Here is an 11422-nt window from a genome sequence, read left to right as displayed (position 1 = left end):
GAAATTGTCGTCAGAAACTGGAGGTTCTCAGGTTGGCGTGTACGGCGCCGTCCCCCACCTGGATACCCAAAATGCCCGCGATACGCTTACTCACCAGCTCGATATCGAACGCCGCCGCCGAGGTGGCGCTGAAATCCAGTATCGATTGCTGTGAGGCATTGGCCTCAGGCACGCTTTCATCCCGGTTGATCACACCAAGCAGGCGATCGCCGAGGCGTTGCTGTAAGAAGGCGGTGACGTCACGGCTGATATGGCGCCGGTTGTCACTCTGGTTCACCAGGAAATAGTATCCGGCCTTGTTGTTCGGCGGTTCGCCGCCGGTCAGCCGGTGGTTTTCAATGTGTGGCAGCAGTGACAGCGATGCGGTGTCGGCAAGCAGGGTCACCAGGTGCAGATCGGCCAGCGGGGAGATCGCCTTCAGCGCCGGGTTCGGCCCTGGCGGGAAGTCGGCCAGAATAACCAGCCCCGGATAGTTCAGCAGAGAACTTAACCCACGCGCCAGGAAATTGCTGTCGCTGGTGAGATTATGTTCAAAGATCAGGCGCTGCTCTTCCGTCACTTCACCGTAGGGCAGGACAAACATATTGTTGCCCGCCGTCAGCACCGACTGGCTCCAGTCGGCGGATTCATTGGCGCGGGCAACGTAGCCGCGTCCGTCAGACAACGGCACGCCAAAATGCAGACGCAGCGCGTTCTGTACGTCGAAGTCAATGGCCAGAACTTTACTGCCGGAACGTGCCAGAGCATAAGCGAGGTTGGCCGTGACCGTAGTTTTCCCGACTCCGCCTTTTGGCGAGCAAATACACACTAACGGCATGAAGCGATTCTCTCCAGGAGCGGTTGTAACGGAAGATCTTTCACCGGATGGCTGGCACGTTCAGACGCTTTGGTGGCGAACAGCTGCTCAAAGCGCACCGGCTCTGCAGGTTTTGGCGCGGGAGTGGCTTGCGCAATGGGCACTACCGGCGCAGGCGTAGCACGAAACTCAGGTTGCGGCGCAGGCGCCTCTTTCACCGGCGGCTGGCTTGCCACCTCAGGTTTAAGCTGTTCGAACAGCGAGGGCGCAGGCTGCATCGGCGCCTCTTTTTCGGTGCGGTCAACATTCATGCTTTGCATGATCGACGGCGAGGAAACGTCAGGCGCCTTCGTCAGACTGGCAAAGGCAGCATCCAGCTCACCGGGTTGCACTGCCTGGGGAACCGGTACGGCGACGCTGCCCGCTTTCGCCAGCGCCGCGTCATTATTCACACCTGCCAGCTGGTTGATGATCGCCCAGCCGCTACTGGAAGCCTGCTTGTTTTGCGCAGACAAGTCCTTGAAGTTGATGTCACCGGTGCGCGTTTTATCCTTGAAACGCTGCAAATCATCATAATTTTTCATGGCATTACTCGTGATTTACAAGTCAGTATTATTTGTTTCCTGCATGACTTTGCCAGGGACAACCTTTTTGTGGGAATACGAACGTGTAAAGGGGATCAGTGATTAACAACCGCCATAAAGCATTCCCTTTACGGGTAGTCATATTTGCTTAGTAAATATTCTAATGCATATTACGTAGAGCTAATACTATGTACAAGCTTATCGACAGATCGCGTAATTTCTCCACTTTCTGCCAGCAGCAACCCCCAACATACAGATAAAATATCGCTCCATGTCGCCCAGGCGAAAGATTAATCCAGCAAAAATATAGCACGCAAAGCTTAATATCGACAGGAAACTATAAGCAGGGTTTATGAAAAACAGGATAAAGGGGTGAGTATGGCGGGTGCACGGCAGCCTGGCGGGTAATGGGAAAGTTGCAGATAAATAATCCCGGCGCAGGGGCCGGGACTGAAGGAGATTACAGGGCAGTCTGTCCATATTTTGGCGAACGAGGCCCGTACAACAAGCCGCCAGGCCCTGCGCTGAACAGACGGGCGCTGGTCACCTGAGCGACATCATACGCTTTATCGGTTGCCGAATGCGCAATCTGGGTCACCGCCGCGCTGATCAACATACCCAACAAGCCACCGCCAGAATTACTCTGACCCTCATTGCTTGAAGCCGTGGCAATGCCTTTCCACAGCTCTTTCCCGGTGCGTAAATCCACTAACCGCGCCGCTGCGCTCACGCGCGTCTCGCTGCTAATCACCTGGTATGAGGTGCCGTAATCGGTGAGGGTGATGTACATCACCGCATCAGCACCAAAGATCTCGTCCAGTTTTTTCAGCGGGATCGCGCTGATATCGTCCGGATTGGTCACGCCGTTTTGTTTAAACGTCTCTTCCACCACCGCAACCGGGAACACGTAGTAACCGGACTCGGCAAGCGGCAGAGTGACGCTGCTCAGAAAGCCGTGACTGGCGTTCACGTCCGGAGAGGTATTTTTTGGCGGCAACACCAGGATGCTGCGTGGTTTGCTTTCCCGGAAGGCAGAATAATCAGCGGGCGGCGTCTTATTGGTGGAGCAACCCGTAACGATCAGCGTCAGTGCCAGGGTAAGGAGGGCTGAGATTCCTTTCATGTTACGTCCCTTTATTTTTTCGTGGTCAGGAAATGAATATACGAAGCCGATTCCGGATACTGCGTTTTTTCGGCATTAAATTCGGCCATCGCCAGCTCTCTGTTACCCGTATTGCTGTAGAGCATTCCCAGTTGGGCATGCACGCCGGGTGGAACAGGCTTGCTGCTTGCCCGTGACGCGTCGATCAGCTTCTGCAGGGAAGCAATTTGCTCCTGCGGGCTGGTTTTACCGGTGAAGTAGTCATAGACCGAGGTCTGATAATCCCCCCACGCATAGATCTTTTGCGGCGTATTGGTTGCACAACCTGCCAGGAGCAGTAGTGCTGCGCCAGTAACGAGCTTATTTATAGTTGCCATCATCAATTCCTTTTAATGTGTATTTGACGGGTTCCAGCCACCGTTCTCCGTCCCGGCAACCAGATTATTAACCGCTTCGCGAATGGCGAGATCCAGCACTTTGCCGTTGAGCGTAGCGTCGTAACTGGCGGTGCCGCCAAAGCCGAGCACTTCACGATTAGAGAGCGCGTATTCACCTGCTCCCTGCGAGGAGTAGATCACTTCAGAGGTGCGGACATTGATCACATTCAGGGCCACTTTTGCATAAGCCACCTGTGATTTCCCGCGCCCCAGAATGCCAAACAGCGCCCTGTCGCCGGTCTCCTTACGGCCAAACTCCGTCACGTCACCAGTAATGACATAAGTTGCCCCTTTCAACTGCTGGCGCTGACCACTGATGCCGGACTCGGTTTTAATCTCTTCCATGTTCGCGCGATCCAGCACGTTGAAACGGCCTGTTTGCTGCAGGTGAGTAATCAAAATGGTCCTGGACTGGTTCCCCAGATGGTCGACACCATCGGAGAATATTCCATTCATATAGCTGGAGCGGTTATCAAATTTCCCAACGGAGATTGGGCTGCGCTGGCCCTGCCAGGCGGTGTTATAGGTGGCGACTTTCGCGACTTCGACGGAACGGGAGGATTCCGTTGCACATCCTGTCAGCAGTAACGCGCTCAGGCAGAGCGAACTGATTAGTCCTTTTGTTATCATGCTATTCAAATTTCCTTATAATAAAACAGGCTAATTAAAAAAATTATTAGCGCCTCTCACTGACAATCATTTTCTATAAATCAAACCATGAGTCACTGGTTTTTTCATGAATACCAAATTGATTACTTCCTGTTATTCTCCTGACGCATATTTTTATTGGGGCATCTATTATGACAGGTGGCAATTTAATTACCTTATGTTGGTAACATTTTCAGATTATTTTGGGGTTTGCTTTTTTTCATTTAACAATAAAGATGCTGTGCCGATTTTTTTATAGGTGCTGACTATCATCAGGTTGTGCTGTCCGCGTCGCGCTGTTCTGCCTGGATTTATAATCGTTGCTGTCCTGCTGGCTACGCATCAGGAGGTCGCGTCCGATATCGGCCACGATGGTGTTACCGCTCACGTGCGCGCCGTCGAGGATGGCATCGCGCCCGCTGGTCATCGAGACCGTGCCGCCGCTGTCGAGGGTAGTTTCCGTCCAGGCAGTACCGTTACCCTTCTCATGGCCCTTCGCCGCATTCACATTGGCAAAGACGCCGATACCGTAGCCGCTGGTGCCGCCACCGATGCTGACCCCCACGCCCGATACGCGGTTTTATGCCCCGCGTTCCATTTTTACCAAAGCTGTTAAAAAGCCTGTATCTGCATGTCCATCTGGTATTCATTCAGCCCCTGCCTGCGACTGAACGGTAACTGGCTGGCAGAAGCGGGATTCAGCACCGACACGCCGGTCATAATCAGCGTTGAGCAGGGAAGACTGGTGATCGAACCGGTTAAGGGCTGACAGGTAAAAAGATCCCGGCGCTGAGGCCGGAAATTTCGTTATTTCAGAACATAATCAAATTTATCATCCCAAGAAAATTTAATATCCTGCTGCTTAGTTCGCTCAAAGATTTGAATGATTTTGTCAAAACATACACCAAGACGTTGACTCGATAGTTCCGAATGTAGCCATATTATTTTGACAGGTCTTTCCACATCCGTACTTAACCTATCCCATAACGCATCCAGATTTTTCCCGTAGTATGGGCCAAAATCTAATAGTTGAGCGAGAAGACTGTGAAAGTCAGATTCCGTATGTATATTTTGTCCATCCAATATAATTTCGTTGTCAGTCATTTCCACGTACCTATTGAAGTCGCCGTTCTATAATGATCTGTGGTGATGTAGAGAAGACCATCATCGGAATATAAAAGCCTTGTACCTGCTTGGTTGCTGCGTGACATTGTGTTGCTCAAGCCGACATCGGCTTCGTGCCATACACGTCCTGGTGCAGAAGGAAGTAAATTGGTCGAGTTCTCAAATACATCCCCTCCTATCTGTCCATTTGGAGTTGTATTATTTAATGCTTTCCCTGGTTTCCACCCATTAGCCATGGCCTCTGCTTTATTTACATAGTTCTGAGGCAACTGCCCTGTGTTACGTAAACTATCCACAAGTTCGTTTGCTGCTTCAGTTGTTTTCAGATCCATCTTCAACCCAGCATAGTTTGCCGCGTTGTGGGCTGCATTAGCCGCCACAGATTCAGCTTTCGCCGCAATGGCTTCTGCAGTCGTTTTCCCTATCCCTATCGCACCGGCAGCACCCACGCCACCCGGTACAATAGCTTCCGATAATTAGATACCGGCATTATTCAGACACAGCACCACATTTCCGGTATAGGCCTGGATAGCGGCCTGTGCTGCCGCGACTATCTCAGGTGTCGCAGCCGCCAGTACTCCACCACCCAGACCGGCTGGCAACGCCACCATCAGCGCATTCTGCATCGCCAGGCCCTTTTTGCAACTTTCGGAACCTGGATCCGTTGTGCAGGACATGACATTTTTAGCGCGTTCCTGCACGAATACAGTATGACCGTCTTCCGTTCCGCTCAGCAGGTTATTCTCAGCAGCATTCTTCCCTGCTCCCGCCCCCGCTGCCGCAGACGCCGTGCTGTCCCCGGCAAGCCCTCCGGCCATTCCCGCTGAAATCGTCGCCAGGGCGCTGACCGTCTGCTTCTGCTCCTCGCTCAGCTTCGACAGGTCGGTCACGTCAGGATAAAACCCTCCACCCCGCTACCGCTTTCGCCGCAAGCTCCCCGCAGCCGCGTCCGTGGTAGCGGGAGCCGCGTTTGCGCATCTTAGGAGATTATTAACTTATGACATCAGTCGTTGCAAAAATTGCTTCTTCATACTTCTCAAGGTTATTACTTAACCAAGTCTCACCTTGCCGTATTACATGAAATTTAACCACCGCACCAAATTCATCCATCGACACTATCATATTCAGTTTTTTATCGTTTCGTTCAAGGGACCATTTATTCAAAATGGTATTACAAAACAAACAAGCATAGTCTAAGTATCGTTCAGAAACATAATCATCTATATGAAAAGAGTTAACAAAACACTCAACACCAGTCTTATCCATCAAATAGTTATCATTTGGATAGACTGTAAAAAGAGCTGCAAGAAAAAAACAGTCTGCTTGCTTTACAAAACCTTTCTCAACCCATAAACAGAGTTCTTTTGGCAATACTAAGTCACTCCAACAAGCATTACGCAATGCCTCTAACATCAGCGAATTATATATCATTTTTTCTCTCCCAAATATTGAATCATTCCTTTATCTATAGCCTTTTCAAAAGATGTGTCTTTCAATAAATTATTCACTGATTTTGGCGCGTCCGGGAAAGAATAAGTTTTAGGATCATAGATATATTTATTACCCTTATTATCTTGATAGTGCAATTTTCCTGGCCTTTGGCCTGGATTAGGATTTTCGACATCGATACGTTCTTTGCCCGTTCCTTTCCATATAGTCTTGCTGGCCGTTTGAACACCATACTGACCCAGCATAGTGCTACTGTTGCTTTTTGCTACACCACCACCACCTTTCAGCGGATCGCCATCTGCACCTTCAATTCCAATTTTCAACATCGGATTTATATCGAAGATACCGGGCTTATCCTTACTCAGCTAGTTATTCTCAACCGCATTCTTCCCGGCCCCCGCCCCGGCTGCCGCTGAGGACGTGCTGTCTCCCGCCAGCCCGCCGGCCATTCCCGCCGAAATCGTCGCCAGGGCGCTGACCGTCTGCTTCTGCTCCTCACTCAGCTTCGACGGGTCTTTTACGTCAGGATAGAGCACACCCGCGATGGCTTTCGCCGCCAGCTCGCCCGTGGCCGCACCCGCGGCACCTGCCGCTGCACTGTTACCCTGGATGGCCGCCACGGCACCGCCCAGAATGGCGTGGGCCACCACCTTCGCTTCATCGCTCAGGTCGGAACCGTGACCGATACGGTAAGATTAACGCATTCCCCCGTCGCGCCATTCATCAGACATGTGTATTATTCCCTGTTGTTTTCCTGACAACTACCCTTAACTCAAATACTTAAGCGCAAAAGCGAAAAGCATCATGAGCACACCGATCAAACGGCTGGAAATCATTAAAAATGCTATCGAACTGGAAGATGACGACATCATCGAGAGTCAGCTGGCACGGTTAAAAAGCGAAGCCTTTGACGAGGAGCTGCGGGCGATCGTCGTGGCGCTTGAGCAGAAAAACTACACCGGGGCGATGGCGGCCATTACCGCATGGCTCCAGAGCCAGCGTGCCGTTACCACTTGGCGGGATCCGCAGCTGGCCGCCAGCAAGCTGGAGCTGAAAGCGCTGGAAGAGCGCCTGCGCGATCTTATCGATCGCCGTAACGCCCGCGTCCAGCAGCTGGACGAATTTAACGACCTCTACCTTACCCGTCTCGGCCCACTGATGAGCCAGATCCTCGCCCTGCGCAAAACCCTGGCGGAGCTGAATCTGCGTCGTCAGCAGGCAGAGGCGCGCCGCCGGGAAGCGGATTACCGCCGCTGCCAGCAGTATGTCGCCCAGGCGGTGGAGGTGCTGACGACCCTGACCCGGCACTGGCGGGATCAGCCTGCCGACTCGGTGCAGGCCGCCGCGGCGCGCAAGCAACTGCAGCAGCAAAGCAACCTGATCGCCAACCTGCTAGCCGAAGCCCAGGAGCTGGAAACCGGGTTGACCCGGGAAGAGGAGCCCGCCCGCCAGGCGCGGGACGAGGCCAACGATGAGTACGAAAAATACCGCGAGCAGCAGCATGAGGCGGAGATCCGGCTGCGCAAAGGCAAAGACCTCTCCGAAGAGGATCAGAACGAGTTAAAACGGCTCTGGCGCCAGGCGAGCAAGCTCTGTCACCCGGATCTGGTGGCGGACGAGCTGAAAGAAGAGGCGAACGCCATGATGGTGCAGCTGAACCAGGCGAAGCAGCGCGGCGACGTGAAGGCGATCCGCTCCCTGGTGGCCCGCCTGCATCAGGGGCTGGAGCCGCTGATGGCCAGCGACCGGCTGAACGATCTGACGCGTATCCGCAAAAAAATGGCCCAGGTTCGCGAACAGATCGACACCCTGGTGAGCGAGCTGGCGGAGCTGGAAAAAGAGGAGTCCTGGCTGCTGGTCTCCTCGCTGAGCAATATGGAAGCCTACTTCGCCCAGCAGGAGAAAGCCCTGCACGAGGTGCGCGCCTCGCTGGAACATCAGGTCAGCGAAGCGCAGCTCGACGACGTGGCCTGACTATTTGGCGTGCCAGTACGCGCTGGCACGCACCAGCTTCTGATCGATGGCGTCGGTTTCAAACAGGCGGCTCAGGTTTTTCACCACCTTCCCTTCCCCCGTCAGCCAGATGAAGTAATCGTCTGCCGGCACGCTGAGCGCCGCCAGACGATCCGCCACCGCCTGCTCGTTATGCCCCACCACCCAGGTGATGTTGAACTCGCTTAAGTGCGCCAGATAGTCCTGACAGGCGGCATCGCTCACGGTCACCACGGCGTGCACTTCCGGGCGCACCGGCAGCGCGCGCAGGGTCTCCAGACGACGGCGCAGGGCGGGCATGCCCGACTCATCACAGACGTACAGCTGCCAGGCGTAATCTTCCGGCACCACCAGCGAACCGCGCGGGCCGCCGATAGAGAGGGTATCTCCCGGCGTTGCCTCTACCGCCCACTGGCTTGCCACGCCGCCGTCGTGGATAAAGAAATCGAGCACCAGCTCGTGACGGGCCGCATCATACAGCGGGGTGTAATCCCGCGCCTGCGGACGGACGCCCTCACCCCACTCCACGCCCTCGTCCGTCACGACCGGAGGAACAAAGGTCGTGCCCTGTTCCGGGAAAAAGAGTTTGCAGTGGTCGTCGAAGCCGCGGGAGCTGAAGCCCTCCAGCGCTTCGCCGCCCAGTACGATGCGCTGAAAACCGGTACTGACGCGCTCCACGCGGAGCACAATCAGCTCGCGAAAGCGCAGGTCGTTGCGGACACGTTGAGGGTAGCGGGTAGTGGTCATAATGTGCCTTCGTGAAAGTGAAATCGATATATCGGAAATGAAAGTTAAATGATAATGATTGCTAATAAGCAGAATTGCAAGATTTTTTTGATATAGAAAGATTTCGCAATCCCAAAGCCAACCACACACATTAAAAACCTTAAATATTAGTAACTTAAATAAATTACGTGCGACGACGTTGCTTGTTTTTAAGATTTAGATATAAATTAGATATATCAAAAATACGGAGAAAGACGATGCGACACTCTCACGACCATGACCACCGCGATCACCCTCACCGCGGACGCGGCGGCGAACACCATCACGGCGGCCGCCGCCAGCGCTTCTTTGGACACGGCGAATTACGGCTGGTGATCCTCGATATCCTGACCCGCAACGCCAGCCACGGTTACGAGCTGATTAAGGCGATCGAGACCCTGACCCAGGGCAACTACACCCCCAGCCCGGGCGTCATCTACCCGACGCTCGATTTTCTGGAGGATCAGCAGTTTATTACGCTTAAAGAGGAGGAGAACGGGCGTAAAAAGATTGAGATCACCGTTGCCGGACAGCAGTGGCTGGATGAAAACATAGACCATCTGGAGCACATTCTGGCGCGCGTCAAAGCGCGTTGCGTGGGCTTTGAGCTGCGCAAAAACCCGCAGATGAAGCGGGCGCTGGATAACTTTAAAGCGGTGCTGGATCTGAAGGTGAATCAGGGAGAGACCAGCGACGCGCAGATCAAACAGATTATCGGCGTGATCGACCGCGCGGCGCTGGAGATCTCCCAGCTCGATTAAGCGGCGGCGACGCGGAACACTTTCACCAGCGCTTTCAGGTTCATCGCCTGCTCGTTAAGGGATGATGCCGCCGCAACGGACTCCTCCACCAGGGCGGAGTTCTGTTGGGTGGTGGAGTCAATCAGGCCAATGGCGCTGTTGATCTGCGAGATGCCTTCCGTCTGCTCATGGCTTGCCTGGCGGATCTCACGCAGGATGACATCCATCTCCTCCACGTTACCCACCATGCCATTAATCAGCCCGCTGGCTTTTTCCACCAGCGCCATCCCGTCCTGGGTCTGGCTGGTTGAGCTTTCAATCAGCTGACGAATTTCGCTGGCCGAGGTGGCGCTTTTCTGCGCCAGCTGGCGAACTTCACCGGCCACCACCGCAAAGCCGCGGCCATGCTCGCCCGCGCGCGCCGCTTCTACCGCTGCGTTCAGCGCCAGGATATTGGTCTGGAAGGCGATGGAGTCGATCAGATTGATGATGTCGGACATCCGGTTGGAGGTCTCGTTAATCAGGCGCATTTTGCTGGTGACCTGCTGCATCATCTCGCCGTTGTGTTTCACCACCCGGGCAGCGTCCGCAGAGAGGTTCGTCGCCTCGCCGGTATGTGAGGCGGTATTTTTCACCGTCGCGGTGATCTGCTCCATCGACGCCGCCGTTTGTTCAACGGAGCTGGCCTGCTCTTCGGTACGCGCCGCCAGATCCTGGTTGCCCGCCACAATCTGCGCCGCGGCGCTGGAGATGCTCTCCGAACCGGTCTGCACCTGCTGCACAATCTCCAGCAGACGGGCTTTCATTTCCATCAGCGCCGTGAGCAACTGGCCGGTTTCATCTTTCCCGTGCGAGGCAATGTTGCGGGTGAGATCGCCCTCGGCAATGGACTGGGCAAAGCCCACCGCCTCGCCCAGCGGACGGGTAATGGAGCGCACGATAAACCAGCCCATCAGGCTGCCCGCCACCACGCTGAAGAGCGTGATGAGGATCAGCACCAGGCGGTTGCTTTTAAAATCGCCCTCCACCTCTTCACCTGCGCGCTGCATCTGGGTGTTCTGGATCGCAATCAGCGCCTGCACCTTCGCCTTATAAGCCTGCTGCAGGCTGAGGGTGTTGGTCATCATCTCCTGAATCGCCCCCGCCCGATCGTTGTTCTGCACCGCCTGCAAAATGCGATAGCGGGAGTCAAGATACTGCTGGCGAACGCCGCGGATATCGGCCAGCACCTGCTGGGATTGCTTATCCTGGAGGGCCTTGTCCAGCTCCCCGAGGATCAGGGTGATACGCTCGCTGATCGCCTTCAGATGCTGCTCTGACTGCGCCGTGTAAGTGCCCTGATCGTCCAGCAGCATCAGCTGTTGGGTGCTAATAAATTCCTGAAAATTTTCGATTAACTGGTTGGCTTTTACGGTCGTGGGATAATCGCTGGTGATGATGGATTGCATCCCGTTATTTGCCCGGTTCAGGCTCAACAGAGATAAACTCGCACTTATCCCCATCAGGACAATAAAGAATCCAAACGCCAGAAATAATTTCGTGCCGATTTTAACGTCGTGTAAGAACATATTTACTCCATCGATGTGATTATTTCTCAGACGATCAGCGTTATCGGTAACTCTACCGCTAACTTTATGACTTTGATCGCTTTTTTATTTCATAATCACCGCAATGGATAGGCGCAGACTATTAATTTTAACTCATCGATCGTTATACAACCACCGGAACCGTTTTTTTGACAACGCCTCAGGGAAAACAGACGCAGGCAGAGAGAATTAACCGCG

14 protein-coding genes and 3 pseudogenes are annotated in these 11422 nt (G+C 53.9%); 3 read left to right on the top strand and 14 right to left on the bottom strand.

The window, feature by feature from the left end; all coding sequences use genetic code 11:
• Positions 1-10: 10 nt before the first annotated feature.
• The 6 genes and pseudogenes from bcsQ to ACOKCT_RS12695 form a co-directional block, all read right to left on the bottom strand.
• Complete coding sequence (gene bcsQ / locus ACOKCT_RS12720; protein WP_103177091.1) at positions 11-817, bottom strand: cellulose biosynthesis protein BcsQ; 807 nt, start codon at positions 815-817, stop codon at positions 11-13.
• Entirely contained in the window at positions 808-1380 is a 573-nt protein-coding gene (gene bcsO, locus ACOKCT_RS12715) for a cellulose biosynthesis protein BcsO (protein WP_420193533.1), read from the bottom strand. The genes bcsQ and bcsO overlap by 10 nt, the downstream gene beginning before the upstream one ends.
• Before the next feature lie 460 nt (positions 1381-1840).
• Positions 1841-2503 carry a DUF799 domain-containing protein gene (locus ACOKCT_RS12710; RefSeq protein WP_263950248.1) on the bottom strand — a complete coding sequence of 221 codons (663 nt, stop codon included), beginning with the start codon at positions 2501-2503 and terminating at the stop codon, positions 1841-1843.
• Positions 2504-2514: 11 nt separating this feature from the next.
• On the bottom strand, positions 2515-2859 hold the full coding sequence (locus ACOKCT_RS12705) for a DUF4810 domain-containing protein (protein ID WP_103177094.1): 345 nt from the start codon (positions 2857-2859) through the stop codon (positions 2515-2517).
• Positions 2860-2871: 12 nt separating this feature from the next.
• On the bottom strand, positions 2872-3549 hold the full coding sequence (locus tag ACOKCT_RS12700; RefSeq protein ID WP_156655249.1) for a CsgG/HfaB family protein: 678 nt from the start codon (positions 3547-3549) through the stop codon (positions 2872-2874).
• A 313-nt stretch (positions 3550-3862) separates the two neighbouring features.
• Positions 3863-4135, bottom strand: a pseudogene (locus ACOKCT_RS12695) (hemagglutinin repeat-containing protein); the annotation flags it as partial.
• A gap of 63 nt (positions 4136-4198) precedes the next feature.
• On the opposite strand from ACOKCT_RS12695, the gene ACOKCT_RS12690 reads away from it, so the two are divergent.
• Complete coding sequence (locus ACOKCT_RS12690; RefSeq protein WP_156655251.1) at positions 4199-4336, top strand: SymE family type I addiction module toxin; 138 nt, start codon at positions 4199-4201, stop codon at positions 4334-4336.
• A 38-nt stretch (positions 4337-4374) separates the two neighbouring features.
• Here the strand turns inward: ACOKCT_RS12690 and ACOKCT_RS12685 are convergent, their stop codons facing one another.
• The 6 genes and pseudogenes from ACOKCT_RS12685 to ACOKCT_RS12660 form a co-directional block, all read right to left on the bottom strand.
• Positions 4375-4671 carry a barstar family protein gene (locus tag ACOKCT_RS12685; protein ID WP_103177098.1) on the bottom strand — a complete coding sequence of 99 codons (297 nt, stop codon included), beginning with the start codon at positions 4669-4671 and terminating at the stop codon, positions 4375-4377.
• Positions 4668-5141, bottom strand: a complete 474-nt coding sequence (locus ACOKCT_RS12680) for a ribonuclease domain-containing protein (protein WP_197431825.1) — start codon at positions 5139-5141, stop codon at positions 4668-4670. The genes ACOKCT_RS12685 and ACOKCT_RS12680 overlap by 4 nt, the downstream gene beginning before the upstream one ends.
• Positions 5142-5420: 279 nt before the next feature.
• Positions 5421-5643, bottom strand: a pseudogene (locus tag ACOKCT_RS12675) (VENN motif pre-toxin domain-containing protein); the annotation flags it as partial.
• Positions 5644-5682: 39 nt separating this feature from the next.
• Entirely contained in the window at positions 5683-6123 is a 441-nt protein-coding gene (locus ACOKCT_RS12670; RefSeq protein WP_156655252.1) for a hypothetical protein, read from the bottom strand.
• Positions 6120-6467 (bottom strand): hypothetical protein, encoded by a 348-nt coding sequence (locus ACOKCT_RS12665; protein WP_103177100.1) that lies wholly within the window; start codon positions 6465-6467, stop codon positions 6120-6122. Before ACOKCT_RS12665 ends, ACOKCT_RS12670 begins: the two co-directional genes overlap by 4 nt.
• A gap of 42 nt (positions 6468-6509) precedes the next feature.
• Positions 6510-6788 (bottom strand): annotated as a pseudogene (locus ACOKCT_RS12660) (VENN motif pre-toxin domain-containing protein); the annotation flags it as partial.
• 157 nt (positions 6789-6945) lie between these two features.
• Here ACOKCT_RS12660 and ACOKCT_RS12655 point away from each other — a divergent pair.
• On the top strand, positions 6946-8115 hold the full coding sequence (locus tag ACOKCT_RS12655; RefSeq protein WP_263950247.1) for a DNA repair protein: 1170 nt from the start codon (positions 6946-6948) through the stop codon (positions 8113-8115).
• Here the strand turns inward: ACOKCT_RS12655 and ACOKCT_RS12650 are convergent, their stop codons facing one another.
• Positions 8116-8880, bottom strand: coding sequence for a siderophore-interacting protein (locus ACOKCT_RS12650; protein WP_159339919.1), 765 nt, complete (start codon positions 8878-8880; stop codon positions 8116-8118).
• Between the two features lie 236 nt (positions 8881-9116).
• Between ACOKCT_RS12650 and ACOKCT_RS12645 the strand changes: the two genes are divergently transcribed.
• A complete protein-coding gene (locus ACOKCT_RS12645) occupies positions 9117-9659 on the top strand; it encodes a PadR family transcriptional regulator (protein WP_159339918.1) in 543 nt (180 codons plus the stop codon).
• Here the strand turns inward: ACOKCT_RS12645 and ACOKCT_RS12640 are convergent.
• Positions 9656-11206, bottom strand: a complete 1551-nt coding sequence (locus ACOKCT_RS12640) for a methyl-accepting chemotaxis protein (protein WP_103177104.1) — start codon at positions 11204-11206, stop codon at positions 9656-9658. The two genes, ACOKCT_RS12645 and ACOKCT_RS12640, sit on opposite strands and share 4 nt — an antisense overlap.
• Between the last annotated feature and the right edge of the window lie 216 nt (positions 11207-11422).

Origin of the sequence: Leclercia sp. M-A074-M (genome assembly GCF_965195605.1) — a bacterium.
Lineage (GTDB): Bacteria > Pseudomonadota > Gammaproteobacteria > Enterobacterales > Enterobacteriaceae > Enterobacter.
The sequence above is the reverse complement of the archived record's forward strand: the minus strand, read 5'-3'. Positions and strand labels throughout refer to the sequence as shown.